The following is a 25,659-nucleotide window of genomic DNA, read 5'->3' as shown; positions in this document are numbered from 1 at the left end:
TTTACCTTGCGTCGGCCGTGGAAGGGGAGGACGCCATGGCTGACGTGGCTTTGATCACGGTGCACGGGATGGGGGAAACCCCGGAAGACTATGCCGACGCTCTGATGGGGCGCCTGCGCGGACTGCTGGGGGCGACCTCCGGCAAGGTGGTGATGCGCTCGGCCTACTACCAGAAGATCCTGCAGGACAACGAGGACGAGGTCTGGCGCAGGATGCATGGCCGGGCGCCGCTGCGCTACGGCGACCTGCGCAAGTTCGTGCTCTACGGTTTCGGCGACGCGGCAGGGCTGGAGAACCGCAAGGAGATTCCCGGCTCGGTCTACGAAGAGGCGCAGGGCGAGATCGCCAAGGCGCTGCTGTCGGCGCACGCGGCCCGGCCCGGCATGCCCGTGGTCTTCGTCGCCCAGTCGCTCGGCTGCCAGGTCCTGTCGAGCTATATCTACGACGCGCAGAAAGCGATGGCGGGGCGTCCGGTCGGCGCCGGCATCTGGCGCAACATCGACGCCTGGGCCGAGGCGCATTTCACGCGCCCGCTGACGGCCAGCGAAAAGACCTTCCTCTCCGCCGGCACCTGTGCCGGCCTGGTGACGACGGGCTGCAACATTCCGATCTTCGTGGCCGCGCACAAGGAGATGCACATCATCCCGATCGCGCCGCCGACGCAGCTGTTCAAGTGGATCAACTTCTACGATCCCGACGACGTGCTGGGCTGGCCGCTGCAGCCGCTCTCGAGCGGCTACCGGGTGCTGGTGGAAGACCGCGCCATCAATGCCAGCGGCGGCGTGGCCAGCCTGCTGCTGCGCAGCTGGAACCCCTTCGCCCACAACAGCTACTGGGAAGATACTGCCGTGGTCGAGGCCATCGCCGCCATGCTGCGGCGCCTGGCGGCCTAGACGGGCGTCAGCGTAAACAGCGGCCGGATATCGCCCGCCTCCGTCCCGCGCGCATTGCGGATCAGGGGCTGGCGATACGCTTCGATTGCGGCGCGTTGTCCGGCGTCCAGCCTGGCGAGCAGGCCGAGCTGGTCGAGGGTCGCGTACACGGCCGGGTGCAGGGCGCGGCTGTTGCCGTCGGCGATCTTGATCGCGATGCCGATCCCGGCGGAGCGCACCCCGATCGCCTGCACCGCGTCGGCGCCGATCTTGGCCACCCAGTCGCCGCCGCCCGCCGTCATCCAGTGCAGGTCGGTGCGCGCGGTGCCCGAGACCATGTCCGGGCGGCCCGTCATCGCGTCGAACAGCATGCCCAGCGCGCCGCCCAGTGCGGGATCGGCGCCGCCCTGGCCCAGGCGTGCATACAGGTGGGCCAGCTTCGACAGTGGCATCGCATAGTTGGGCGCCGAGCAGCCGTCGATCCCCGTGGGCATGGCCTCTGCCGGCATGCCGACGGTGTCGGCGAGGGTGGAGCGGATCGCCTGCTGCAGCGGGTGCCGGCGCTCCACATAGCCGCCGGTCGCCGTGCCGTGCAGGCGGCACCAGGCCAGGAAGCCGCTGTGCTTGCCCGAGCAGTTGTGGTGCAGCGGCGTCCAGGTCGCATCGTTCGGCGCCTGCCGGCCTGTGAACTCGTAGAACAGCGGAGTGGCGCAGCCGCACTCGAGGTGGGCGGGATCGAGGCCGATCTTGTTCAGGATCGAGGAGACCCCGGCCAGGTGCTTGTCCTCGCCGGAATGGCTGGCGCACAGCAGCGCCAGTTCGTCCTGCGACAGGCCGAAGCGCGCCGGGCCGTCCGACAGCAGGAAGGGCAGGGCCTGGAAGGGCTTGAGCGCGGAGCGCGTGAACGTCGGGTAGTGCGGATCGCCCGCCGAATACAGGAGGCGGCCGTGGATGTCGACGACGGCCACCGAGCCGGCGTGTACGTTTTCGACGACCTTGCCGGTGTCGGGATAGCCGCGCGTGGTGGCGACGAGAGGGATGGCTTGCATGGCGTGAAGGGCAGGGGAAAAACCCTACTGTAAGCCAACTGCACGCATTGCCGACGCACGGTCCGCGGCCATGCAGACGTGTATATGCACCTCCCGAATAGTCCGGGATTCGTGCAGTCCATCGTGCGTTTTCTGCAGTTCAGCGCCCGGCGATTGCCGTGTAATGACGCGCCGCTAGACTGCCTCCATCGCCAGGAACATACCCACGACGCTGGCGAAACGAAACCATCGGGACTACGCGGCGTCTGCAACGCCGCGCCGGTTCACTTCTTCGATTTCGACCCGAAAGGAAGCATCACCATGCGCACCAAACTCCTGCTGGCCGCCAGCGCCGCCCTCTTGTCCCTGAACGCCGGCGCCCACGACATCGGCAACGGCCGCGTGAACGTCGTCGGCGCCCAGCCGAAACACGTCCCCCTGCAAGCCATGGCCTTCGATCGCGTCCAGGGCGACTACGAGCTCGCGGACGGCCGCGTGCTGAGCGTGACTGGCAAGGGCAAGGGCAAGCAGCGCAAGCTGTACGCCGACCTGGGTGACGGCCCGGTCGAGATGGTCCACGTCGGCAAGAACCGCTTTGTCGGCGCGGGCAAGGACGTACGCATCAGCTTCGATACGGGCAGCAACAGGAGCCCCGACTCGGTGCGCGTGACCGCCGCCCCGACGCGTGGCTGAACGGTTTCAGCCCAGGGCCGCGCCGAAGCGCCCGGCCTGGTAATCGACGATGGCCTGCGTGATTTCTTCGCGCGTGGTCATCACGAAGGGGCCATGCGCGACCACCGGTTCCCGGATCGGCGCGGCATGGCCCAGCACGACGAAGGCGTCGCGCTCCGCACGGATCGCCACCGCGTCGCCCGTCTCGTCGAGCTCCACCAGATGCATGGGGCTGACCAGGTCGGCGTGGTTGCCCACCTGGACCACGCCGCGCGCCACGTAGAGGAAGACGCTGCGATCCTCGAGCCCGTCGATGCGGAAGGTTCCGCCGGCCCGCATGCGCAGCGTGCTCATGAAGACTCCGGTGAGCGAGCGCACCGGCCCGCTGTTTCCCTCATACTCTCCCGCGATCAGGTCGAGCGCCACCTTGCCGCCGTCCAGGCTCAGCTCAGGAATGTCGGCGCGCTGCAGGCCCGTATAGGCCGGCTCGCTCATCTTCAGGCGCGCGGGCAGGTTGAGCCACAGCTGCAGGATCTCGACCGGGCCGCCGTGGTCCAGGAAGGCGCGCGGCGACACCTCCGCATGCACGATGCCGCGCCCGGCCGTCATCCACTGGATGCCGCCGGCGCCGATGATGCTTTCATGGCCGGCATTGTCGCGGTGGGCCAGCTCGCCCTCCAGGATGAAGGTGACGGTCTCGAAGCCGCGGTGCGGATGCGGGCCGAAGGGCAGGCCGCGGTTGTGCGGCGGGTAGGTCTGCGGGCCGTGGTGGTTGAGGAAGAGGAAGGGATCGAGTTGCTCGAGGTGCGGGCCGGGCAGCGGCCGCTGCGTGATCAGGTCGCCGATGTCCTCGCGCATCGCGGGATGCAGCCGGTGAACGCTTCTGTCGGTCATGGCGAACGCTCCATTTTTCCTTGGTCGGAATGGCGTCAACGATACCGCGATGGCCGCCTGCCGGGCGCACGGCCCTGTGCTAGACTTGTTGCGCTTTTGCAAACTGGAGACGGCCACCCATGATTCGGAAAACCCTGCTTGCCAGCCTGCTGCTGGCCACCTTCGCCGGCGCCGCGCCGGCATCCAGCCAGGCTGCCGCGCCGGCCGCGGTGCGCAATGCGCCCAGCGACGTCGCCGTCAAGACCGCCAAGCATGCGGTCACGACCTACCGCAAGGACATCGTCGACACCCTGGCCAAACTGGTGAGCTTCAACACGGTGGCGGACAAGGACGTCCCGTCGGACAAGAACCCGGTCCACATCGCCTTCAAGGAAGCCCTGAAGGCGGAAGCTGCGCGCCTGGGCCTGGACTATGCGGACCATGGCTGGACCGTGATCATCGGCCTGGGACAGGGCAGCGAACGCGTGGGCGTCATCACCCACGGCGACGTGCAGCCTGTCGATGCCAGCAAGTGGAAGAAGTCGCCCTTCGTGCTGGACCGCACCAGCGAACCCGGCAAGCTGCTGGCGCGCGGCGCCGAGGACGACAAGGGCCCGATCGCCACCGCGCTGTACGCGATGAAGTCGATCCGCGACCGCCAGGTGCCGCTGTCCAAGCGCATCGAGCTGTACGTCTACATGGGCGAGGAGTCGGACTGGCAGCCGCTGGTCGAATTCCTCAAGACCCACCAGCCGCCGCAGATGAACATCACGCTCGACGCCGAATATCCGGCGGTGACGGCCGAGAAGGGCTACGGCACCGTGGCCGTGACCGTGCCGAAAGCGGGTGCGGTCGCCGCGCCGGCGGGCGAGCCGCACGTGGCGGCCTTCGGCGGCGGCTTCTTCGGCAGCCAGATTCCGGAAGATGCGACGGCCACCATCGCCAACGCGACCCCGGAACTGGAAAAGCAGATCCGCGCGCGCGGCGCCAAACAGGAAGGCATGCAGTACAGCTTCGCCTGGGAAGGCAGCAGCCTGAACATCAAGGCCAAGGGCGTCTCGGCCCACTCATCGAAACCGGAAGACGGCGTGAATGCCGTCAGCATGCTGGCCGATGCGCTGGCCGTGCGGCCCTGGGCCAACACGACCGCCGGCGGCGTGGTGAATTTCCTGAACGAGATGGTCGGCACCGGCATCTACGGCGAGAAGTTCGGCAATATCGCCTATCGCGACGGCTTCATGGGCCCGATGACCTTCGCGCCCACCGTGATCAGGCAACGTGACGACGGCATCGAGGTGTCGATCAATATGCGCCGCCCGCAGGGCAAGACCATCGCCCAGCTGACCGACGAGGTGAACGCCGCGCTGGCCCAGTGGCAGAGCCGCCAGCTGCAACTGGCGAACGTGAAGGTGCAGATCAGCGACCCATGGGTGCAGAAGAACGCGCCGCAGCTGCCGACCCTGATGGGTGTGTTCTCCTACTTCACCGGCATGAAGGACCCGCAGCCGGTCGCCGTGGGCGGCGGCACCAACTCGCGCCTGTTCCCGAGCGCGGTCAGCTTCGGTCCTGCGATGCCGGGCAAGGTCTACACGGGCCACTCGGAGCACGAGTTCATCACCGAGAAGCAGCTGCTGCTGAACCTGCAGATGTACACGGCGGTGCTGGTCGAATTGGCCAAATAAACGGACTCGCTCCCGCATCGACAAAGCCCCGGCCTGGACCGGGGCATTTTTTTGCGTCTGTCCACCAAGCCTCGCTCATGCCGGGCTTGTAGGCTATCGGCTCGCCGCTTTGTACAAAAATCTCTCATCATGCTGTAAGACCAGGCCTACAGGAGAGGCCTTCCTGCTATGGCTTAATCAGGGTTTCCCTTGGTGGGACAAGGACCTATGCTGCAAGTGCGACTCCCTGCTTCAGGCACGGTATTGACGGCCGGAAAATGCGTCAATGCTAGGGAGAAAATGTGGTGAAAACAGCATGTTAGGATCTTTTTTCGTACCGCGACGACCCCGGTTTTGCCGGTGTCGGCTCGCGCGCATTCGCTCAACCATGCCCGACATTTTTTGGATGCCATGCACAGCAAAGATCTCAAGAAGCCGGACGGACGCAACATCACCCTGTACAGCAACCAGCCGATTCCGGAAGGCCTCACCGCGCCCAGCCCGTTTCCCGATCCCCAGCACGCCAATCCGCACCTGCGCTGGCATCCGCTGCGCGGCGAATGGGTGACCTACGCGGCCTTCCGCCAGAACCGGACCTACCAGCCGCCGCCGCAATACAACCCGCTCGCGCCGATCAGCGACCCCCAGCACCCGACCGAGATGCCGGCCGGCGACTACGAGATCGCCGTGTTCGACAACCGCTTCCCCTCGCTGGCGCTGGAGTCGCATGACCCGCCCACGGTGACGGTGCCGACCGCACCGGCCAACGGCCACTGCGAAGTGGTGGTGTTCACCCAGGACCCGAATTCCTCGCTGGCTTCGCTGCCGCTGTCGCGCGTCGAGCTGCTGCTCTCGGTCTGGGGCGACCGCACCACGCGTATCGGCGCACACCCGAACATCCATTACGTGCTGCCGTTCGAAAACCGCGGCGCCGAAGTCGGCGTGACCCTGCACCACCCGCACGGGCAGATCTATTCCTATCCCTTCGTGCCGGCCGTGCCGGCGCGCCAGTTGGCGCAGGAACGCGAATACTTCCTGCAGCACGGCACCAGCCTGCTGTGCGATATGGCGCGCGACGAGGCCGCCGACGGCAAGCGCGTGCTCTACCAGGACGACTACGCGATCGCCTTCGTGCCGGCCTGTGCGCGCTACCCCTACGAAGTCTGGGTGATGCCGACCGCGCCCTGCAAGGATTTCGCCGCGCTCACGCCGCCGCAGCGCGAAGGCCTGGCGCGCGCATTGAAGACCGTGCTGCTCAAGTTCGAAACGCTGTGGAACCGGCCTTTCCCTTACCTGATGGCCTGGTACCAGGCGCCTACCGACGGCGCCGAGCATCCGGAGACCCAGCTGCATGCGCAGTTCTATCCGCCTTACCGCACCAAGGACCGCCTGAAGTACCTGGCCGGCACCGAGCTGGCGGCCGGCATGTTCGCGATGGACGTGCTGCCCGAGACCACGGCCTACGAGCTGCAGCAGGTCGAAGTGACGCTGGAGGACCGCGCATGACGGCAGCGTTGTCGGACACGCGGCAATCGCGCGCGGCCGAGGTCGCGGACAAGCTGGCGCTGCTGCGTGCCCACCTGCAGGCGGCCGGCGCCGGGGCTATCCGCCTGCGCGGCATCGACTGGTTCGCCTGGGTCACGGCGGGCGGCTCGAGCGCCGTTCTGCACGCCACCGACGCCGGCGTGGCCGAGGTGCTGGTGACGCCGGAGGAAGCCTGCATCCTCACCGACGAGATCGAGGCCGAGCGCCTGCGCACCGAGGAGATCCCGGAAGGCTTTACTTTCCACGTCGAGCCCTGGGCCGAGCCCGAGCTGCGCGAACGCTATGTGCAGGGCGCGGCCAGCGGCCGGGCCATCCTGTCCGACCGCCCGTCCAATGGCGAGCAGCCCTTGCCGCATGCCCTGAAGGTGCGGCGGCTGGTGCTTGGTCCCGCCGAACAGGAGCGCTACCGCGTGCTGGGACGCGAGGCCGCCGAGGCGATGAGCGAGGTGATGCGCCGCGTGCGGCCCGAGTGGACCGAGCACCAGCTGGCCGGCGCCGGCGCCGAGGCCCTGTGGCGGCGCGGCATCCATCCGGCCCTGGTGCTGGCCGCGGGCGAACGCCGCCTGGCGTCCTACCGCCATCCGACACCGTCGAGCGCGCCGGTGGGCAGCCACGCGATGCTGGTCTTCTGCGCACGCCGCCACGGACTGTATGCCAACCTGACGCGCTTCGTCACCTTTGGCGCCGCACCCATGGACGAGCAGCGCGCCCTGATGGAGGTCGAGGCCACGGGACTGGCCGACGTCATGCCCGGCAAGTCGCTGTCGGCCGTCTATCACACACTGGCCGCGGCATACAAGCATGCGGACCGCGAGGATGCGATCCGCGAGCACCACCAGGGCGGCATCACCGGCTACCGGGCGCGCGAGATCGTGGCCAGCCCGAGCACCGCGACCCAGTTGGAAGAGGGCATGGCCTTCGCCTTCAATCCGAGCTTCGCTGGCGTCAAGATCGAAGACACGTTCCTGCTCGGGCCCGACGGCCTCGAGAATCTCACGTTCGACCCCGGCTGGCCGGCGGTGGACGTACATGGCCGCATGCGGCCCCTTTGGCTGGAGGCGCAATCATGCTGAACACCGACACCTTCTTTGGCGGCGCGCCGGAAGTGAACGCGTCGGCGCCGGGGCGCGTCAACCTGCTCGGCGAGCACACCGACTACAACGACGGCTACATGCTGCCGGTCGCCACGCCCCAGCGCACCCTGGTGGCCATGAGCCGCAGCGGCGACGACCACTTCCACTTCTACTCGCCGACCTTCGACAACACCGTGACCTTTGCCGCCGACGGCAGCCCGCCGCAGGGCTTCGGCAGCTATATCGAGGGCTGCATCCGCCTGCTGCAGGCCGACGGCGCGCAGGTGCCGCCGCTGCGCGTCTACATCACCACCGATCTGCCGGTGGGTTCGGGCCTGTCGTCCTCGGCCGCGCTGGAAGTGGCGACCCTGCGCGCCCTGCGCGCGCTGCTCGGCTACGAACTCGACGACGTCAAGCTGGCCCGTATCGCCCAGCGCGCCGAGATCGAGTACGCCCACGTGAACTGCGGGATCATGGACCAGATGGCGTCCAGCCTGTGCGACGAGAACAATATGCTGTTCATCGATGCGCGCACGCTCGAGCACCGCCTGGTGCAGATGCCGGCCGGGACCGAGCTGATCGTGATCGACTCGGGCGTGGCGCGCACGCTGGCGGCCAGCAAGTACAACGAGCGCCGCGCCGAATGCGAGGAAGCCTCGCGCAAGCTGGGTGTGCGGGCGCTGCGCGACGTCGAGGATCCCGCTTCGGTGGAAACCCTGCCTTCGCCGATGCGCGAGCGCGCCCGCCACGTGGTGCTGGAAAACCTGCGCGTGCTGGAAGCGGCGGGCGGCGTGAGCGCGGAGCGCTTCGGCGAGCTGATGAACGCTTCGCACTTCAGCCTGCGCGACGATTATGAAGTGTCGATCCCCGAACTCGACGAGCTGTGCGCCCACCTGCGCGAGCAGCCCGGCGTGCTCGGGGCACGCCTGACGGGCGCCGGCTTCGGCGGCGCCTGCGTGGCGCTGTGCCGGGCAGGACAGGCACGGCAAGCGGCCGCTGGCGCGCTGACGGCCTATAACAAGAATGGACGACAGGGCCGGATCCTTATCCCGGTTCCGGTTCCGACTGACGAGAAAGGACAACAATGAATCAGTTTGAATATCCCCGTCCCCAACTGGTGCGCGACAACTGGATCAACCTCAACGGCACATGGCGCTTCTGCTTTGACGACGAGCTGAAGTACACCATGCCGGAGGGCGTCGGCGAATGGACCCACGAGATCACCGTGCCCTTCGCCCCCGAGACGGAAATGAGCGGCATCCAGGACACGGGTTTCCACCGCGCCGTCTGGTACGAGCGCGAATTCGACCTTGCCCCCGGCGGCAAGCGCACCATCCTGCACTTCGGCGCGGTCGACTACGCGGCGCGGGTATGGGTCAACGGCCAGCTGGTGGCGGAGCACGAGGGCGGCCACACGCCCTTCCAGGCCGACATCAGCGGCGCCATGAACGAGGACGGCAGGCAGGTCATCACGGTGTTCGTCGAGGACGACCCCGCCGATCTCGCCAAGCCGCGCGGCAAGCAGGACTGGCTGCTGGAACCGCACTCGATCTGGTATCCGCGCACCACCGGCATCTGGCAGACCGTGTGGGTCGAGCAGGTCGAGGACACCTACATCGCCTCGCTGCGCTGGACCCCGATTTTTGAAACCTACGAGATCGGTTGCGAGGTGTTTGCGGCCGGCCATACCCAACAAGAACTGTTCGTCGAGGTCAAGATCTGGCACGGCGAGCAGCTGCTGGCGGACGACTACTACAAGCTGCTGCAGGGCGAGGCGAACCGCAAGATCGCGCTGTCCGACCCCGGCATCGACGATTCGCGCAACGAGATCCTGTGGAGCCCGGAACGTCCGACCCTGCTGGACGCCGAGGTGACCCTGCGCTGCGGCGACCGTGTGCTCGACCGCATCCGCTCGTACACGGCGCTGCGCTCGGTGTCGATCAACCGCGACCGCTTCATGCTCAACGGCCGTCCCTACCAGCTGCGCCTGGTGCTGGACCAGGGCTACTGGCCGGAATCCTTCATGACCGCGCCCTCGGACGAGCACCTGAGGCGCGACGTCGAGCTGGTAAAACTGATGGGCTTCAACGGGGTGCGCAAGCACCAGAAGATCGAGGATCCGCGCTTCCTGTACTGGGCCGACCGGCTGGGCCTGCTGGTATGGGAAGAAATGCCCTCGGCCTACCGCTTCAGCTCGCGCGCCATCAGCCGCATGGTGAGCGAGTGGACCGAAGCCATCCAGCGCGACTACAGCCACCCCTGCATCATCGTCTGGGTGGCCTTCAACGAATCCTGGGGCGTGCCGAACCTGACGCTCACGCAGGCCCACCGCAACGCGGTCGAGGCCCTGTACCACCTGACCCGTACGCTGGACTCGACGCGGCCGGTGATCGGTAACGACGGCTGGGAAGCCTCGGCCACCGACATCCTCGGCATCCACGACTATGACTGCGATCCGGAAAAGCTGCAGGCGCGCTACGCGGTGACGGACCCGGTGCGCACCCTGTTCGATCAACGGCGCCCTGGCGGCCGCATCCTGACCCTGGACGGCTTCCCGCACCGCGGCCAGCCGATCGTGCTGACCGAGTTCGGCGGCATCGCCTACGATCCGAAGCAGAACCCGGATGCCGACAAGACGACCTGGGGCTACTCGCGGGCGCACTCGGCGGAGAGCTACCTGTCGCTGTACCGCGAGCTCTTGAGGGTGGTTAACGAAACCTTCATGTTCAGCGGCTTCTGCTACACGCAGTTCACCGATACCTTCCAGGAAGCGAACGGGCTGCTCAATGCCGACCGTACGCCGAAGCTGCCGCTGGACGTCATCAGCGCCGCCACGCGCAATGTGGCCCAACAGCGGAAGGACATCGAGACGGAGGGCGACGGTTTGCCGGGCGGAACCGGCATGCCTTGAGGCCGACAACGAGGACGGACCGGCGGCAATTTGCCGTCAAAGGCGCGCACCAGCAGGTGCGCGTTTTTTTTCGGGTGTGCCTGGCAATATCGGCGGTGGAGAAACCGGCGGGGCAGGGGAGATTTCCGGCCCCGCCTCAGCGCTGGATGGCGCCGCTCGTCACGTTCACCCGGTCGCCGCTGCGGAAGTCGGGCGTCGTGTCCTGTGTGATGACCTGGCTGCTGCCGTCGTCCATGCGCACGGTGATGCGGTAGCTGTTCGAGCCGGTCATGCCGGCTGCACCGCTGGACCCGGTGGCGCCCGCGCTGCCGGAACTGCCCGAGCTGCCCGCGCTGGCGCGCGGAATCACCTCGATGGCCAGCACGGTGCTGTTGGGCGAGGCGGCGCCGGCGGTGGAGGTACCGGTCTGCGCGCTGCCGGTGCTGCCGGACTGCTCCCAGCCGGACGAGCCGCTGCTTCCTGAGCTGCCCGAGCTGCCCGACGTGCCAGAGCTGCCGGAGGTGCCTGTGCCCATGCTGCTGCCGCCGCTGCTCGAGCTGCCGCTGCTGCCGGTGGGGTTGCCGGACGGATCGGTGGCGCTGCCCGAACCGTAGCTGCTGGAACCGCCGGTGCCGGTTGCGCCGCTCGTGCCGGTCGACCCGCCCGACGAGCTGCCGCTCGAGGACTCGCCGCTGTCGCCGCGCATGCCGGCGCACCCGGTCAGGCCCAGCGCCACAGCCAGCAAGCCCGCCAGGATCATGCTCTGGTGTTTTTGCTTCATGATCAACTCCTTATGGTGGATGTTCATTCGGATGCGTGACGATGCAAGCTGCCACTTGGATTGAGAGGCAGGAAGCACGCCAGCGTTCCAGCTGACTCGGGTTGGAGATGAGATGAATCAAGCGGGCCGTGGCGGACCCGATTTTTCTCGGTGCGAAATGGTCAGTGCCGGCGCGCAGCTTCGGCAGGTGGCACGATCAGGGCCAGTGTTGTGCTGGTCAGGAGCGCCGCGGTGACGTCGATCGTCCAGTCGGCGATGTCGCCCGTGCGATACGGCAAAAAGCTCTGCAGGAGCTCGTCGCCGGCGCCCATCAGCGCGATTGCCAGCACCGCCTTGGCGCCGCGCACCGGCCCGCTTCCCGCACTGCCGAGGAACCACAGCAGGGTGAGGAAGGCGTAGGTGAGGCCGTGCAGCACCACGCCGGGCGCGAATTCGCCGACTTCCGCGCGCGCGCCGGGAATCGAGCCGGCGACGAGCACGCCGGCATACAGCAGCAGCGCCAGCCGGATGCGGGCGGGGCGCAGGCGGGAATCGAGCAGGAGCAGCGACAGGAAGGCGGGCATGAACTCAAGGCTTGGGAAAGTGCCAACGATATCATGCCAGCCGGCCAGGCGGCCACACGGCTTCCCGGCTCAGATCGTCAGCGCCGGCGCGCCGTCCCGGTAGTGGGCGTCGAAGCAGCTCTCGCAGTCGGCGCAGAAAAGGTGCGCCATCCGCACGCTGTCCTGCCGCAGCACGAGTTTCAGGTGAGTCTGTTGGCACTTGGGGCAGATTTCGCGCACGCTGCCGAAGGTCAGCAGCGTCAGCGGCACGCTGGCATCGTCGGGCTGGTCGATGACGGCGTCGGGATTCAGTTCGCTCAGCACCAGGTTGCCGTCCACCTGGTGGCGGCGGCAGGCGGTGCTGGATTCGGGTGGATGCGCATAGGTCTCGGATGCATGCAAACTCATAAGCCAGGCTCCCGTTATCGTGTTGTAGGCCACCCTGTGGAAGAGCGAAACGCAGGGCGCGAGCTTCATCATAGCCAAATCCGGCGCAGCTTCAAGCTCTGCCGCGCGATTTTTGTGGGCATGTTGCCAATGCGAAGAACGATACGAAGAAAAAAATGCCCGTCAGCGAACTGACGGGCACAACCCAAGATCGGGCCAAGAGACATATTCGGTTGGTGTGTTGCACCCTGGGTGCAGCACACCTGCTGCAACCACGCATATCGGTTGCGTGTATCGCAGGTGAGTCAAAGTATATGGGGCGATTGTGACCACGCCATGACGCGTATCAAGCGTGTGGATGAATTCGCGAACCGAGCGGGAGATTCGTAATCTGAACAATATCGCGCAGGACGCGCGGACCGGGCCGTTTTGAGCGGGAAAAAAAAGCCCGCTCAGGGCGGGCTTAAAACTATTTTCTTGGAGGAGAATAGTGGAGACAGGTGCCATTATGTTGCGCCGCGAAATATATGTCCAATTGCAAATACAGATACCAGACATTGATTTTTCGCATAACTTAGGCGCGGCTGTCTCTTTCTCGCAAATCCCACGTCATTCACGCACGGGCACCGTGTAGTTCAGGGCCATGCGGCCGCCGTCGGCATACAGCGTCTGTGCGGTCATGTAGGAAGCATCGTCGCTTGCCAGGAAAGCGGCGATCGACGCGATCTCTTCCGGCTCGCCGCAACGGCCGATCGGCGTGCGCGACAGGATCGTGTGGCGCGCTTCCGGGCTGCCGAGCACGGCCTGCTTCGCCAGTTCGGTCAGGATCGTGCCCGGGCCGATGGCATTCACGCGGATGCCATGCTGGGCCAGGCTGATCGCGCTCACGCGGGTGAGCTGGTTCACGCCGCCCTTGGAAACGACATAGGGCACCTGGTTGGCGATCGTCAGCTCGGCGTTGACGCTCGACATATTGATGATGCAACCCTGCTGTCGCTTCACCATGTCGCGGGCGACGGCCTGGCTGCACAGGAACATCGACTTCAGGTTGATGCGCAGGACGCGGTCGAAGTCCTCTTCCTCCAGGTCGAGGAAATCCGCCGCATGGGTGACGCCGGCATTGTTGACGAGGATGTCGACCTGGCCGAAGGCGGCAAGCGTGGCGGCGACCATCGCGTCGACATCGGCCTTGATGCCGACGTCGGCATGGTGGAAGCGGGCGGCATCGCCCAGTGCGACGGCGGCGTCCGCGCCTTCCGGGCGGATGTCGACGAGCATGACGCGCGCGCCTTCCTGCACCAGGCGCCGGGCGCAGGCCAGGCCGATGCCCTGGCTGGCGCCGGTGACGATCGCGGTTTTGTTGGCTAGTCTCATGGCGGGCTTTCAGATTGGGAATCTGCCATTGTAACCAGCCGTGAGGCTCGGGTGCGGCTTCGGGCCAGGGAGCGCGTCCTGTTTCACCAATGCCCGCGGCCACGCCGCCGACTCAGGCAGACGAGTACGGCGACTGACACCAGCAGCCAGAAACCGACGGCGAGCCACAGCCGGGGCCACAAAATTTGATCCATGCCGATGAGAATGGACAAGGGATCCCTAGCCACCGAGCCGACCGGCGATGTGGCGTGGCCGTCTGCGAGGAAGGGCAGTGGGAATCCGTAGGCGGGGACCGTGCAGTACATCGGGGTGCCCAGATTACCGCAGGGCGCAATGGCCCGTCCCGGAACGATGAGCGAAATGTAGGTGAGGGCGGAGGCCAGCGTGGCGACCGTGACGATTGTCCGGATGTGCGAAAGCCGTTTGCGCAAGGTCGTCTCCATCGTGAGGGATGCAGGCGCCCGGGGTGGGCGCTCTGGCGTGAAGACGGGAGCGGCCAGCGCTCCCGCTTCACCCCGACAATCTTACTTCTTCGTGAAGGCATTCACGGCCGCCCGGCCCACCGCCGGATCGTCCGTGAAGAAGCCATCGATGCCCGCATTGAGGTAGGCGATGATCTCGGCCTGTGCATTGCCGCGCTGGCTGAGCGAGGTTGCCGGCGCCGCGCGCAGGCTGACGGGCAGGAAGGGGTTCTCGGGACGCAGGGTCCAGGTATGCACCTTCAGGCCGGCCGCGCGGGCGTTGGCGATGAAGGCCGTCGGCGCGCCCAGCTCATTGGCGCTGGTGCGCGGGATGATGATCTCCTTGTAGGGCGAGACCACGTCCGCATAGGCCGCGATTTCCTTCAGGCCGGCCGCGGTGACAAGGTCGGCGTAGGTGCGTCCGGTCTTGGCCGCGACGAAGTCGTAGGGCGCATTGGCCGGGTTGTCGAGCAGTTGCACCAGGCGGAAGTCGCTCATGCCGCGCAGCTCCTTCAGGTTGGCCGTCTCGAAGGATTGAATGAACACGGCGGCGTCCTTGCCGCGGTAGCCGTTGGCCAGCAGGGTGTCGACCAGGCGCCGTTCCAGCGGCAGGTTGATCGACTTGAAGTAAGTCGGGTGCTTGGTCTCGGGATAGATGCCGATGACCTTGTTGCGCGACTGGCTTTCGCGCTTGACCAGGTCGATGATCTCCTGCAGCGTGGGAATCTCGAACTGGTCGTTGTAGGCCACGTTGGCTGGGCGGTTGGCCGGGATGCGCTCGCGGGCGCGCAGCGTCTTCAGCTCGGCCAGCGTGAAGTCTTCGGTGAACCAGCCGGTGATGGCCACGCCGTCGATGGTCCTGGTCGCCTTGCGCGAGGCGAACTGCGTCAGCGTCGCCACGTTCGTGGTGCCCGAGATTTCGTTCTCGTGACGCGCCACCAGTACGCCGTCCTTGGTTGCCACCAGGTCGGGCTCGACGATGTCGGCGCCGTCCTCGATGGCCTTCTGGTAGGCGGCCAGCGTGTGCTCGGGACGCACGGCGGAGGCGCCGCGGTGGGCCGTCACGGTCGGCACGGGAGGCCAGGCGGCGCCGGGGTTCTGCAGGTCGGGGCCGTCGTTGTCGCCGCCGCAGGCGCTCAGGACGAGGCTGGCGGCGGCGAGGGCGAACAGCGAGACGAAACGGGAGGAAATCGGAAGAACGCGTCGCAACACAGTGAACTCCAGTTGTTAAAGTGCTGCGAATGTAACAACTGGATATGACCGTCCTGTGACGATCGTAAGGGCCGTGCGCGGACGCGTTTCAGAGCATCAGCGGCCTGTCCGGCAACTCGTTGGGCCGCGCGCCGTTCGCAGGGAAGTGCTCGCGCAGCAGGGCGTTGACCTGCCCGATGGCCGTCAGGGTCGCCTCGTGGAACTGGCCATTGCGGAAACCGTCCGTCATCGTGCGGCACACGGCCTGCCAGGTGGCGCTGTCGATCTTGCGGTCGATGCCGCGGTCCGCGACGATGTCGACCTTGTGCTCGGCCAGGTTGATGTAGATGAGCACACCGCAATTGTCTTCGGTATCCCACACGCCGTAGTCGGCGAACAGGGCCAGCGCGCGCTGGCGGTTCGTCACGCCATCCCAGGCATCGTCGAAGGACAGGCCTTTTTCGACGATCAGGCGCACCTCGCCGCGGTGGGTCTGCTCGCCGGCCGTGATCGCTTCACCGATCGCGCTCAGGGTCGCTTCCGGGAAGGCCCGCTTGGCCTCGGCGCTGCTGCTCGTGAGGTGGCGCCAGGCGCGCCCCATGCGTTGTCCAATACCCATTACCAGTCTCCCGAGGCGCCGCCGCCGTCGAAGCTGCCGCCGCCACCCGAAAATCCGCCGCCGCCCCATCCGCTGCCACCGCTGAATCCGCCACCGCCGCCACGGCCGATATTGCCGAGGACATTGCCGATGATGATGCCGGTCGCGACATCGCCCAGGCCGCTACTGCGGCCGCGGCCCCAGTGGTTCGGCGACAGCCGGCTGCGGCGCGGCCGGAAGATCGAACGCAGCAGGGTAAAGCCGATGACGATCGCCAGGATGCCGAACAGCGAGAAGCCGCCGCCGCCGGAGTCCGCCTGGCGCTGCGGCGCCTGTTGCTGGGCCGGGGCAGGGAAGCTTTCCTTGTTCAGCAAGGTCGCGATGGCGCCGACACCGGCGACCAGGCCTTCGTAATAATGGTTCTGGCGGAAGTGCGGTGCGATCACATCCTGCAGGATGCGCTTCGATTGCGCATCGGTCAGCACCCCTTGCACGCCGCGCCCGGCCTCGATGCGCAGGCGGCGCAGCGAATTCGGGTTGTCGCGCGCGACCATCAGGAGCACGCCGTCGTCGACGCCCTTGCGGCCCAGCTTCCAGGCATCGGTCACGCGGATGCTGTACTGCTCGATCGCTTCCGGCTCGGTCGACTTGACCAGCAGGACGGCGATCTGGCTGCCGGTGCGCGCCTCGTAGTCGGCCAGCACCGCCGTGAGGCGTTCGCGCTGGCCGGCGTCGAGCATGCCGGCTTCGTCGACAACGCGCCCGCTCAGCGCCGGCACCGGCTTGAGCTGGGCGAACGCAGGGCTCGCCACCAGCAAGGCCAGCATGCATGCCAGCAAGGCAGCCCACAGCGCGCGCATCCGGCCTACGGTCGCCATGGCTTATTTGCCGAAGTCGACCGACGGCGCAGTCGAAATCGCCTTTTCGTTCTCGACCGTGAACGAGGGCTTGGTCTCGTAGCCGAACACCATCGCGGTCAGGTTGTTCGGGAATTTGCGCACGGTCACGTTGTAGTCCTGTACCGCAGCGATATAGCGCTGGCGCGCCACCGTAATCCGGTTTTCCGTGCCTTCCAGCTGCGACTGCAGGTCGCGGAAGTTCTCGTTGGCCTTTAGGTCGGGATATTTCTCGGACACGGCCATCAGGCGCGACAGCGCGCCGGACAATTCTCCTTGCACCTGCTGGAACTTGTTGAAGGCTTCCGGATTGTTCAGCACTTCCGGCGTGATCTGGAAACTGGTCGCCGCGGCGCGGGCACGGGTGACGGCCTCGAGCGTTTCCCGCTCGTGCGAGGCATAGCCCTTGACGGTGTTCACCAGGTTCGGAATCAGGTCGGCGCGGCGCTGGTACTGGTTGACCACTTCGCTCCAGGCGGCCTTGGTCGCCTCGTCCTTGGTCTGGAATTCGTTGTAGCCGCAGCCGGACAGCAGGGAGCCGGCAACGAGGGCGGTGGCCAGGAGGCGGGTCCAGCGTGAGAAGAGGGATGATGTCATGATCGTTTTGTCCATGGCAAGTTGTCGAATGATCAAAATATACAGTATGTAAAGATAATACGGCGCATCATCGCGGTGCAGGGCCGGAGCGGAAGCCCGGCGGGTACAATATGGGGTTTGCACTATTCGACTCACAAGAGGCCCCACGTGACTTTCATCGACAAGCTTTCCGCGGCATGGACCCGCAACGATTCGCTCCTTTGCGTGGGACTCGATCCGGACCTGGCGCGCTTCCCGGCGCATCTGCAAGGCCAGCCGGACGCCATCGCCCAGTTCTGCAAGGCCATCATCGATGCCACCGCCGACCTTGCCTGCGCCTTCAAGCCGCAGATCGCCTATTTCGCGGCCCTGGGCGCCGAGGACCAGCTCGAAGAAATCTGCGCCTACCTGCGCAGCAACTACCCGCACATCCCGATCGTGCTCGACGCCAAGCGCGGCGACATCGGCGCCACCGCCCACCAGTACGCGCGCGAAGCCTTCGAGCGCTACGGCGCGGACGCTGTCACGGTCAGCCCCTACATGGGATTCGATTCGGTCGAACCCTACCTGGCGTGGGCGGACCGCGGCGTGATCGTGCTGTGCCGCACCTCGAACGCGGGCGGCTCCGACCTGCAGTTCCTCGACGTGGGCGGTCGCCCGCTGTACCAGCATGTGGCGCAACTGGTCGCCGAGAAATGGAACCGCAACGGCCAGCTGGCGCTGGTGGTCGGCGCCACCTTCCCGGAAGAGATCGCGCAGGTGCGCAAGCTGGTCGGCGAGATGCCGCTCCTGATCCCGGGCGTCGGCGCACAGGGTGGGGATGTCGAGGCGACGGTGAAGGCGGGCCGTACCGCGGGCGGCGCCGGGATGATGATCAATTCCTCGCGTGCAATCCTGTATGCGGCGCCGCAGGACGGCGAAGATTTCGCGGCGGCGGCACGCCGCGTGGCGCGCGAGACGCGCGACGCGATCAACGCGGCGCGCCGGGCTTAAGCCGCCGAGCCTGCCTTGCCGGTCGCCCAGGTGCGGCCGGCCTCACACGCATACGCGGACTGACGTCCTTGCATGGCGGGCCAAGTTCTGTACACTGGGACTTCGACCCCATGTGGAGAATGCCATGTTCGGCTTGCTGGCATGTTCGATCGTTGCGGTTGCCGTGCTCGGCTGGATGCTCCATACCAATGCGCGCGACCGCAGGGCGCTCGAAAAAGAACTGGAAGAGGTGTTCAGGGAGAGTGCCGAGGGCGCTCGCGCAGGCAAGCGCCGCCATTGAGGACGGCGCGGCCATCAATACCTGTTCGGCGCAATCCCTTCGGCGTAGTCGTATAGCGCGCCAAGAATCTCCTCGGCCCGCTCGTCCGCGCTTTCCGACAGCGCATCGATTTCCATGAACAGCTGGTCCACCGTGCGCGCGCCCGCCAGGCCGTCGAACAGGCGCGCCGCGCGATGCTCTTCCCAGCGTTGCATGTCTGGCTCCGACAAGGTCTGCGGGAAATTGCGGGCGCGGTAGCGGAAGAACAGTTCCCCCAGGCGCTCGTCCTCGAAGGAGGGGCGCATGCCGGCCAGCGCGGCAGGAGACTCGTGGCGCAGCGACTCCAGCTTGCGCCGGTCGCCGTTGCCGACGAAGCCGCCGTACAGGTCTTCGTCGACGTCCACTTCCTCGGTTGCAACCGGCTTCTTGAATACTTCGGCCCAGATTGCCGTCATATTGCGACCGCCGGCGGCCAGCGCCGCATGGACGCGTCCGCGTTCCAGGTCGATGTCCCAGCGCGTCGCCATGGCCGGCTGCAGCGTCTTCAGGTTCCCGACCAGCATCGGCGATTTGTTCAGGTGCACGCTCTTGATCGGCAGGCGCGTGACACCTTCCGGCAGCTCGCTGCTGCGCGTGAACATGCGCATGCGGATGGTGTCGACGTCAAGGTCGAACAGTTCCGAGGGATCGTGGCGGCAGTCCCACACCAGGATCTCGTTTTTGTTGGTCGGATGCTGGGCCAGCGGCCAGACCAGGCCCAGGCAACCGTATTCGACCGGGAACATGCCGGACACGTGCAGGAAAGGCTGGCGCTGCGCGGGCTCCAGGTGCAGGCCCATCTCGGCCGCCACCCGGTCCTTGCGGCGCAGCTCGAGGCAGAAGTCGAACAGCTTGGGCTGCTTCTGGCGGATCAGGCGCGCCAGGGCGATGGTCGCGCGCACGTCCGACAGCGCGTCGTGCGCCGAGTCGTGCGAGAGGCCATTGGCGGCAGTCAGGTGCTCCAGGCGGAAGCTGGGCTTGCCGTCCTCGCGGCGCGGCCATTCGATGCCGTCCGGCCGCAGCGCATAGGTCATGCGCACCACGTCGAGCAGATCCCAGCGGCCGCAGCCGTTCTGCCACTCGCGCGCATACGGGTCGATCAGGTTGCGCCAGAACAGGAAGCGCGTCACCTCGTCGTCGAAGCGGATGGTGTTGTAGCCGACGCCGATCGTGTTGGGCTCGCTGAAGGCGGCTTCGATGGTCCGCGCGAATTCGTGCTCGGGCACGCCGTGCTGCAGGCAGTGCTGGGGCGTGATGCCGGTGATCAGGCAGGACTGCGGGTCGGGCAGGAAATCCGGCGCGGGCTGGCAGTACAGCATGATCGGGTCACCGATCTCGTTCAGTTCGGCGTCGGTGCGGATGGCCGCGAACTGCGCGGGCCGGTCGCGGCGCGGTGTTGCGCCGAAGGTTTCATAGTCGTGCCAGAGGAAGGTATGCGTGCTCATGTATTCTTATGGTATCGCCACGATGGGGGCGGGCAGGCGCCATGGTGGCACAGAATGCACCTGACGTCAGCCGCCCCGGTCGCAAGACCTGCATTTTGCCAGGCCTGAAGCGGCACACATGCGGGGTCACATGCGGGGTCAGGTCTGACATTCGGACACGGCCTCGACGCTAGCAAACTTCTAAGGCTGAGCTCGTGTCTCAATGTCAGACCTGACACCAAGGGTGTGGGGCTGGACATCCCGCAGCAAGGGCAGCCGGACCGTGAACGTGCTGCCCTGTCCGGCGCCCCCGCTGTCGGCTTCGACGGCGCCGCCGTGCAGTTCGACCAGTTTCTTGACGAGCGCCAGCCCCAGTCCGAGTCCGCCCTGTGCGCGGTCGGGCGTGCGCTGGGCCTGGGTGAAGAGGTCGAACACGACCGGCAGCAGGTCCGGGCCGATGCCGATGCCGTTGTCCTGTACCCGCAGGACCGCGCTTCCCTCCTGCTGTTGCAGGGAGACGTGCAGTGCGCCGCCGTCCGGGGTGTACTTCGCCGCATTGTTGAGAAGGTTGGCCGCGACCTGGATCAGCCTGGTCCGGTCGCCGCATACGGGTGTGGCTTGTGCGGCGATGTCCACGGTCAGCCGGTGTCCTTTGGCATCGATCACGGGAGCGATCTGCTCGACAGCTTCGCGCAGGACGCCGCCCAGTTCGACCTCGACCCTGTTGATCGTCGCCAGGCCGCGCGACACGCGCGAGACGTCCAGCAGGTCGTCGACCAGATGCGTCATGTGCGTCACCTGGCGGGAAATCACCTCGCTGGCCTGTTTGATGCGGGGCTCGCTTGCAAACAGCATGCGCAGCAGTTGCGCGGCGCTGCTGATCGGCGCAAGCGGATTGCGCAGCTCGTGCGCGAGCATCGCCAGGAACTCGTCCTTGCGCTGGTGCTCCTGGTGGAGGTGCTCCTGCTGCCGGTGCAGGCGGTCGAGCATGCCGTTGATCGCGCGGGCGAGGGTGATCGTTTCGCTGCTGCCGGCCAGCTCGGCCCGTTGTCCGTCGATGCCTTCCTGGCCGATCCTGCCCGCGAACTGCTCGAGCTTGCGCAGGTCCTGGGTCAGCCCCAGCGAAAAACGCGTCCCCAGCAGGAACACCAGCACCGCGATCAGCACGGCGATGCCGCCGATCAGGCTGTACTGGGTCCATGGCGTTGCCAGCAGGTGGCCGAGTTCGGACGTGTCCACGCGCAACTTCAAGCCCAGGTCTGCGAACAGCGGCGGGGCCTTGACCGGGACTTCCGGGCCGGGGCCCTGCTGCGGCGCTGCCGCCTGTCCCTTCCAGGCGAGGGTCGAGGTGCCGGGACGCATGTCGCGGATCCGGACCTTGTAGACCAGGGCGCCTTCCGGTGTGTTGGTGCGCGAGTAGCGCAGCAGGGCGACGCCGACGAGGTCCGCGTCCTGGCCCCGGCCGAAGATGGCTGCGCTATCCGCGCCCTGGTCGATGCGCGCGCGCAGCCAGTCCAGTTGCGCCTGGTCGAAGCGCTCCAGGCCGTTGCCGGCGATCGGCTTGCCTTCGAAGTCGGTGAACAGGACCTGGACCGGAACGCCGTCGATCTGGCGCAGGCCGCCGATGAAGGGCGCGAGATAGGTTTCCCGTCCCGCGCTGTCGACCAGGGCCGTCGCCAGGATCGGGCTGTCCGCCACTTCCTTCATGCGCGAGGCGAGGGTGGTAAGCATGTCGGCGACCGTTCGCGCCTGGAAGGCGGCCTCGCGCTGCTGCAGCAGGGCGAGGGCGGAGGCATGCTGGCGATTCACCAGCCAGAACGAGGCGGCCGCCACCAGCAGCACGGCGGCGGCGGCGAGGACCGCCGAGGCGAATGCGAAACGCTGGGTCAGGCTCCCGGTACGGAGCGTCGGCCGCACCCTCATGCTCAGTCGCCGCTCGGCACGAGCACGCCGTCGGCACGATAGCGGGCGATCAGCAGATCCCGGGCGTCCAGGGCCTCGTGGCGGGCCGGCGTGAACGGCGGCGAATAGGCGCGGACCAGGCCGCGGTGCGAGCGTACCTTTTCCAGGGCGTCGCGCACCGCCTTGCGGTCGGTACTGCCCGCGAGGTCGATCGCCTTGGCCAGGATGTGCATCAGGTCGTAGGCGTGGGCCACGCCCACCGGCCCGCGGATGTCTTCGATCCGGCGGATCGGCGAGACCGCGGCCAGGCTGCGCATGAAGCCCGCGAGCTGGGTCTGGTCCGCCTTGAAGAAGGAAAAGGTCTGGATGACCGAGAAGTCGACCTTGTTCAGCGCCGGTCCCGCCTGCCTGACGAATTCGCCGCCGGTCACGCCCCAGTGGCTCAGGATCGGCAGGTGTTCGCTTTTCGGCAGGGCGGCCACTTCCCGTACCAGGACGGCGGCTTCGTCGTCGTTGGCGACCAGCACGATCGCCTGGGCGCCGGCACTGCGCAAGGCCTGGTACCTGGCGACCAGGGTCTGGTCGCGCCAGTTGTACCAGGCGGTGCGCACGATCCGGATGTCCTTGTTGGCGGCGGCGTAGCGTTCGGCGGCAAACAGATTGCTGCGTCCCCAGGAGGTATTCGTCAGCAGCAGCCCGACCCGCCTCAGGCCGCGCTTCTGCGCCGTTTGCAGCAGCTTGGGCATGGCCAGGCTGTCGCGCAGCGACAGGCGATAGACATAGTTCGGCTTCATGTCGTTATCGATGATCATGTCGGCCGACGACCATGGCGCCATGAACAGGGTCCTGGTGGCCGTCAGGGTCGGCAGCTCCTCGATGATCACCGGGCTGAAGCGGCCACCGAACACGGCGACGAGCTCGGGCATGCGCGCGAACTCTTCGATGTTGCGGATGCCGCGGGCCGGGATCGAGCGGTGGTCCCGCGTGACGAGCTCGATGGGCCTGCCGCCCAGCACGCCGCCGGCACGGTTGATCTCGTGGATGGCCGTGCGCATGCCCAGTTCGACGGCCTGGGCCGAGGTGCTGTTATCGAGGCCGAATTCGGCATCGAGGCCGACCCGCACCGGCTTCGGTTCGGCGCGCGCCATCGCGCAGGCCAGGGAAAGGACGAGGAACAGGGCAAGGCCGGCAAGCGCGGTGCGCAAAGGGAAAACGGTGGAAGGCTGCATGAGATTCGCATGAAAATCGGTGCCGTATTGTAAGCGCCAACGCGGAGCGAGCCCCGCACACGACTTCGCCAGCCGGCAGCCGGGCTCAGACACTGACACGGTCGCGTCCCGCCTGCTTCGCGCGGTAGAGGGCGGCATCCGCCGCCGCCATCAAGGCATGCTCGTCGCCGCCAGCCTCCAGGCAGGCGACGCCGAACGAGCCGGTAATGTGCGGCAACGGCAGGCGCATGTCCGGAAACACGAGTGCGGTACGAAGACGCTCGGCCAGGCGCCCGGCCACCATCTCGGCCAGGCTGAGCGGCGTATCCGGCAGCACCGCCATCAGTTCCTCGCCGCCATAGCGCACCGCGAAATCCGACGGCCGCAGCGAATCGCGGATCACGCCGGCCGCGCTCGACAGGGCAGCGTCGCCCGCGATGTGCCCGTGGGTGTCATTGAAGCGCTTGAAGTGGTCGAGGTCGATCATGACGATCGACAAGGGGCTGCCGTCCTGGCGCGCGCGCATGGCCAGCTTGGGCAGCATCTCATTGAGCCAGGCGCGGTTGTACAGGCCCGTCAGGGCGTCGTTGAGCGAGAGCTGGCGGTAGAACTCGCCGAGCCGCTGGCGTCGCTTGAGCTGGGCATTCGCCGCGCGCACGCGGAAAGACAGCAGGCGCAGCAGATTACGCGCCAGCACGTTCGAGCAGTCGATCAGTTGCCACACCAGCTCGGGCTCGATGACCAGGAGTTCGCAGTCCTCGAGCGCCGTCATGGCCGCCAGGTTGACGGCGTCGTCCAGCACGGCCTGCTCGCCGACGCTCTCGCCGGGCAGCACGCGCGTGACGCCGCTGTCGTCCCCACTATGCGCATCCGGCGCCACTTCGAGCGAACCCGAAAGCACGATATAAAGGCGGGCCCGCATGCCGTCCTCGACCTGCCGGCCGGCCGCCACCCGCACGACCGCGCAAGGGGCGAGCGCCCTCGTGACGGCCGGGTCGTCGGCGTCGCGGAAGAGCTGGAGGTCGCGTACGGCGTAGGGGGAGGCAGCGAAGCTGCAGATCTGGTCCAAGGAAAGTCTCTTGCGGAAAGCGTCATTACCTTATGGAATGATAACCGATTGAAACTGCTGAGCGTAGACTGGCGCTCCAGAAACAACAGTGGTCCAATAGCGGCCATGACGAATCCATCCCACCTGGTCGATGCCCTCGGCCACCAGCACCTCCCCGCACCCGGCGCCCGCATCGTCTCCCTGGTGCCCTCGATTACCGAACTGCTCTGTGACCTGGGCCTGGCGCAGCAATTGGTCGGCCGTACCGGTTTTTGCATCCATCCGCGCGCGCAGGTGGAGGCGATCCCGAAGATCGGCGGCACCAAGGACGTGAACATCGACAAGATCCGCCGCCTGGCGCCGACCCACCTGGTCGTGAACATCGACGAAAACGAAAAGCCGACGGTGGACAAGCTCGCGGAATTCGTGCCTAACATCGTCGTGACGCACCCGGTGGCGCCGCGCGACAACCTGGCGCTCGCCCACCTGATGGGCGGCATCTTCGGCAGGGACGCCGAGGCGGAGCGCTGGTGCGCCGACTTCGAGGCGGAATATGCGGCGCTGCGCGCCCTGCCGGCGACGCCGAAGCGCACCGTGCTCTACTGCATCTGGCAAGATCCGTGGATGAGCATTTCGCAGGACACCTATATCGCCGCGATGCTGGCCGAGCTCGGCTGGGAGGTCCCGCAGCTGGGCGAGGCACGCTATCCCGCCTTCGCCTGGTCGGAGGCGCTGGTCGACGGGCTGGACGCGGTGCTGCTCTCGACCGAACCCTACCGCTTCACGGAAGCACATGCGGATGCGCTCGAGAAGCAGCTCGGCGTCCCGGTCTTCCTGGTCGATGGGGAAATGATGTCGTGGTACGGCAGCCGCGCGCTCGCGGGCCTGCGCTACCTGCGCGAGGTGAGGGCGATGGTCGAAGGCGCGGCGGCCTAGAAACAGCACGCCCGGCAGGGCGTGCCTCCCAAGAGCCGATCAGGAATCGGTCAGGTGCTTGTCCGAGAGCGGATCGTCGATGACCGGGGACGTGTGCTTGTTCTTGTCCTGCAGACGGCCGAGGGCGCTGTCGAGGGCGCGCGCCAGCTTGCCGCCGGCGTTCTTGATCGACTGGTGGAGTTCGTCCGCGTGCTCGTGGACGACGATGGGCTGGTAGCCGCGCACGCGGGCTTCCATCATGCAGGAATTGCCGCCGTCGGCATGCTTCTCGCGGTTTTCATTGCTCAGGTGAACTTCGACACTGGTCAGGTGGTCGCTAAAACGGCCGATCGAGCCATTGACGACGCCTTGCACGTGTTCTTCCAGGCCCGGGCTCTTGCTGATGGTGCGGTCGGTATTGACATTGATTTGCATATACTGGCTCCTGTTG

Annotated in this window: 26 protein-coding genes; 10 read left to right on the top strand and 16 right to left on the bottom strand. The window is 66.7% G+C overall.

Translation table 11 applies throughout. The annotated features are described in order from the left end of the window. The first annotated feature begins 35 nt into the window (after positions 1-35). A complete protein-coding gene (locus tag ACQ7JA_RS20115; RefSeq protein ID WP_430900985.1) occupies positions 36-893 on the top strand; it encodes a hypothetical protein in 858 nt (285 codons plus the stop codon). Here ACQ7JA_RS20115 and ACQ7JA_RS20110 read toward each other — a convergent pair. Further along, on the bottom strand, positions 890-1,921 hold the full coding sequence (locus tag ACQ7JA_RS20110) for an asparaginase (protein ID WP_430900983.1): 1,032 nt from the start codon (positions 1,919-1,921) through the stop codon (positions 890-892). The two genes, ACQ7JA_RS20115 and ACQ7JA_RS20110, sit on opposite strands and share 4 nt — an antisense overlap. 300 nt (positions 1,922-2,221) lie before the next feature. Here ACQ7JA_RS20110 and ACQ7JA_RS20105 point away from each other — a divergent pair, with 300 nt between their 5' ends. Continuing rightward, complete coding sequence (locus ACQ7JA_RS20105) at positions 2,222-2,593, top strand: hypothetical protein (RefSeq protein ID WP_430900981.1); 372 nt, start codon at positions 2,222-2,224, stop codon at positions 2,591-2,593. Positions 2,594-2,599: 6 nt separating this feature from the next. Here ACQ7JA_RS20105 and ACQ7JA_RS20100 read toward each other — a convergent pair whose 3' ends face one another. Then, complete coding sequence (locus tag ACQ7JA_RS20100; RefSeq protein ID WP_430900979.1) at positions 2,600-3,466, bottom strand: pirin family protein; 867 nt, start codon at positions 3,464-3,466, stop codon at positions 2,600-2,602. A 119-nt stretch (positions 3,467-3,585) separates the two neighbouring features. Between ACQ7JA_RS20100 and ACQ7JA_RS20095 the strand changes: the two genes are divergently transcribed. The 5 genes from ACQ7JA_RS20095 (at position 3,586) to ACQ7JA_RS20075 (ending at position 10,635) form a co-directional block, all read left to right on the top strand. Further along, on the top strand, positions 3,586-5,127 hold the full coding sequence (locus ACQ7JA_RS20095) for a dipeptidase (protein ID WP_430900977.1): 1,542 nt from the start codon (positions 3,586-3,588) through the stop codon (positions 5,125-5,127). Between the two features lie 390 nt (positions 5,128-5,517). After that, positions 5,518-6,612, top strand: a complete 1,095-nt coding sequence (galT, locus tag ACQ7JA_RS20090) for a galactose-1-phosphate uridylyltransferase (RefSeq protein WP_430900975.1) — start codon at positions 5,518-5,520, stop codon at positions 6,610-6,612. Beyond that, on the top strand, positions 6,609-7,724 hold the full coding sequence (locus ACQ7JA_RS20085; protein WP_430900973.1) for a M24 family metallopeptidase: 1,116 nt from the start codon (positions 6,609-6,611) through the stop codon (positions 7,722-7,724). Before galT ends, ACQ7JA_RS20085 begins: the two co-directional genes overlap by 4 nt. After that, positions 7,718-8,812: a galactokinase gene (gene galK, locus ACQ7JA_RS20080; protein ID WP_430900971.1), complete on the top strand. Its 1,095-nt coding sequence runs from the start codon at positions 7,718-7,720 to the stop codon at positions 8,810-8,812. Before ACQ7JA_RS20085 ends, galK begins: the two co-directional genes overlap by 7 nt. After that, positions 8,809-10,635 carry a glycoside hydrolase family 2 protein gene (locus tag ACQ7JA_RS20075; RefSeq protein WP_430900969.1) on the top strand — a complete coding sequence of 609 codons (1,827 nt, stop codon included), beginning with the start codon at positions 8,809-8,811 and terminating at the stop codon, positions 10,633-10,635. The genes galK and ACQ7JA_RS20075 overlap by 4 nt, the downstream gene beginning before the upstream one ends. A gap of 136 nt (positions 10,636-10,771) precedes the next feature. Here the strand turns inward: ACQ7JA_RS20075 and ACQ7JA_RS20070 are convergent, their stop codons facing one another. The 9 genes from ACQ7JA_RS20070 to ACQ7JA_RS20030 all read right to left on the bottom strand — a co-directional run bounded on the left by ACQ7JA_RS20070 (position 10,772) and on the right by ACQ7JA_RS20030 (position 17,441). Beyond that, a complete protein-coding gene (locus ACQ7JA_RS20070) occupies positions 10,772-11,395 on the bottom strand; it encodes a hypothetical protein (protein ID WP_430900967.1) in 624 nt (207 codons plus the stop codon). 161 nt (positions 11,396-11,556) lie between these two features. Next, positions 11,557-11,958 (bottom strand): VanZ family protein, encoded by a 402-nt coding sequence (locus ACQ7JA_RS20065; RefSeq protein WP_430900965.1) that lies wholly within the window; start codon positions 11,956-11,958, stop codon positions 11,557-11,559. 69 nt (positions 11,959-12,027) lie between these two features. Continuing rightward, on the bottom strand, positions 12,028-12,345 hold the full coding sequence (locus tag ACQ7JA_RS20060) for a hypothetical protein (RefSeq protein WP_430900963.1): 318 nt from the start codon (positions 12,343-12,345) through the stop codon (positions 12,028-12,030). 588 nt (positions 12,346-12,933) lie between these two features. Beyond that, positions 12,934-13,698, bottom strand: coding sequence for an SDR family NAD(P)-dependent oxidoreductase (locus tag ACQ7JA_RS20055; RefSeq protein ID WP_430900961.1), 765 nt, complete (start codon positions 13,696-13,698; stop codon positions 12,934-12,936). 83 nt (positions 13,699-13,781) lie between these two features. Then, the gene (locus ACQ7JA_RS20050) at positions 13,782-14,129 is read right to left on the bottom strand and encodes a hypothetical protein (protein WP_430900959.1); all 348 of its coding nucleotides are present in this window, start codon (positions 14,127-14,129) and stop codon (positions 13,782-13,784) included. 93 nt (positions 14,130-14,222) lie between these two features. Then, positions 14,223-15,368: a glycerophosphodiester phosphodiesterase gene (locus tag ACQ7JA_RS20045; protein WP_430900957.1), complete on the bottom strand. Its 1,146-nt coding sequence runs from the start codon at positions 15,366-15,368 to the stop codon at positions 14,223-14,225. Between the two features lie 91 nt (positions 15,369-15,459). After that, entirely contained in the window at positions 15,460-15,969 is a 510-nt protein-coding gene (locus ACQ7JA_RS20040) for a TPM domain-containing protein (protein WP_430900955.1), read from the bottom strand. Further along, positions 15,969-16,826: a TPM domain-containing protein gene (locus ACQ7JA_RS20035; RefSeq protein ID WP_430900953.1), complete on the bottom strand. Its 858-nt coding sequence runs from the start codon at positions 16,824-16,826 to the stop codon at positions 15,969-15,971. The genes ACQ7JA_RS20040 and ACQ7JA_RS20035 overlap by 1 nt, the downstream gene beginning before the upstream one ends. A gap of 3 nt (positions 16,827-16,829) precedes the next feature. Further along, complete coding sequence (locus ACQ7JA_RS20030) at positions 16,830-17,441, bottom strand: LemA family protein (RefSeq protein ID WP_430900951.1); 612 nt, start codon at positions 17,439-17,441, stop codon at positions 16,830-16,832. A gap of 147 nt (positions 17,442-17,588) precedes the next feature. Here ACQ7JA_RS20030 and pyrF point away from each other — a divergent pair, with 147 nt between their 5' ends. Both pyrF and ACQ7JA_RS20020 read left to right on the top strand, forming a co-directional pair. Further along, the gene (gene pyrF, locus ACQ7JA_RS20025) at positions 17,589-18,413 is read left to right on the top strand and encodes an orotidine-5'-phosphate decarboxylase (protein WP_430900949.1); all 825 of its coding nucleotides are present in this window, start codon (positions 17,589-17,591) and stop codon (positions 18,411-18,413) included. A 124-nt stretch (positions 18,414-18,537) separates the two neighbouring features. Then, positions 18,538-18,693, top strand: coding sequence for a hypothetical protein (locus tag ACQ7JA_RS20020; protein WP_430900947.1), 156 nt, complete (start codon positions 18,538-18,540; stop codon positions 18,691-18,693). A gap of 14 nt (positions 18,694-18,707) precedes the next feature. Here ACQ7JA_RS20020 and sbcB read toward each other — a convergent pair whose 3' ends face one another. From sbcB to ACQ7JA_RS20000, 4 genes are all read right to left on the bottom strand, one after another. Next, positions 18,708-20,156 carry an exodeoxyribonuclease I gene (gene sbcB, locus ACQ7JA_RS20015; protein WP_430900945.1) on the bottom strand — a complete coding sequence of 483 codons (1,449 nt, stop codon included), beginning with the start codon at positions 20,154-20,156 and terminating at the stop codon, positions 18,708-18,710. Between the two features lie 180 nt (positions 20,157-20,336). After that, complete coding sequence (locus tag ACQ7JA_RS20010; protein ID WP_430900943.1) at positions 20,337-22,058, bottom strand: sensor histidine kinase; 1,722 nt, start codon at positions 22,056-22,058, stop codon at positions 20,337-20,339. Between the two features lie 2 nt (positions 22,059-22,060). Then, the gene (locus ACQ7JA_RS20005) at positions 22,061-23,266 is read right to left on the bottom strand and encodes an ABC transporter substrate-binding protein (RefSeq protein ID WP_430900941.1); all 1,206 of its coding nucleotides are present in this window, start codon (positions 23,264-23,266) and stop codon (positions 22,061-22,063) included. Positions 23,267-23,351: 85 nt separating this feature from the next. Further along, positions 23,352-24,314: a GGDEF domain-containing protein gene (locus ACQ7JA_RS20000; RefSeq protein ID WP_430900939.1), complete on the bottom strand. Its 963-nt coding sequence runs from the start codon at positions 24,312-24,314 to the stop codon at positions 23,352-23,354. Positions 24,315-24,419: 105 nt separating this feature from the next. Here ACQ7JA_RS20000 and ACQ7JA_RS19995 point away from each other — a divergent pair, with 105 nt between their 5' ends. Continuing rightward, positions 24,420-25,229, top strand: coding sequence for a helical backbone metal receptor (locus tag ACQ7JA_RS19995; RefSeq protein ID WP_430900937.1), 810 nt, complete (start codon positions 24,420-24,422; stop codon positions 25,227-25,229). Between the two features lie 39 nt (positions 25,230-25,268). Here the strand turns inward: ACQ7JA_RS19995 and ACQ7JA_RS19990 are convergent, their stop codons facing one another. Then, positions 25,269-25,643, bottom strand: a complete 375-nt coding sequence (locus ACQ7JA_RS19990) for an HPF/RaiA family ribosome-associated protein (protein ID WP_430900935.1) — start codon at positions 25,641-25,643, stop codon at positions 25,269-25,271. Positions 25,644-25,659 lie beyond the last annotated feature (16 nt).

Source organism: Massilia sp. BKSP1R2A-1 (genome assembly GCF_050586525.1).
In the GTDB taxonomy this organism is placed as follows: domain Bacteria; phylum Pseudomonadota; class Gammaproteobacteria; order Burkholderiales; family Burkholderiaceae_D; genus Telluria.
This window is presented reverse-complemented; position numbering and strand designations above follow the sequence as displayed.